The sequence below is a fragment of the Burkholderia sp. GbtcB21 genome (assembly GCF_019091065.1).
In the GTDB taxonomy this organism is placed as follows: domain Bacteria; phylum Pseudomonadota; class Gammaproteobacteria; order Burkholderiales; family Burkholderiaceae; genus Burkholderia; species Burkholderia pyrrocinia_C.
The window spans coordinates 1-265 of record NZ_JAGXKA010000278.1 but is presented as its reverse complement, the minus strand read 5'-3'; the positions used below and the strand labels follow the sequence as shown (position 1 = coordinate 265).

General features: G+C 52.8%; 1 protein-coding gene. It reads left to right on the top strand.

What is annotated here, in order from left to right; all coding sequences use genetic code 11:
- The first annotated feature begins 126 nt into the window (after nucleotides 1–126).
- Nucleotides 127–264, top strand: coding sequence for a hypothetical protein (locus tag KVT39_RS36955; RefSeq protein ID WP_217591485.1), 138 nt, complete (start codon nucleotides 127–129; stop codon nucleotides 262–264).
- Nucleotide 265: the final 1 nt, after the last annotated feature.

The following is a 265-nucleotide window of genomic DNA, read 5'->3' as shown; positions in this document are numbered from 1 at the left end:
ACCGGCCGCGCGAGGGCGTGAATGAAGGAGAAGGAAGTGGGCTGAATGTGAGAAAAATGTGAAAAGCGATGTGTGAGTGCGAGAGGTGTGTGAAGAAGATGTGGGCGAAAGAGCGGAGAAGGAGAGATGAGGAGAGGAGTAGGAGGCGAAGAGGAGGGAGGAAGGAGGATGTGTGGTGAGAGGAGGGAAGATGAAGGGTGCGAGAGTGAAGAAGGAAAAGAATGGAGGGAGTGTGGGGAGGCTGGAAAGGAGAAAATAAAATGAG

Bases quoted from the DNA above. Each gene is read 5' to 3' on its own strand.
- KVT39_RS36955 (WP_217591485.1), top strand. From the start codon at position 127: ATGAGGAGAGGAGTAGGAGGCGAAGAGGAGGGAGGAAGGAGGATGTGT.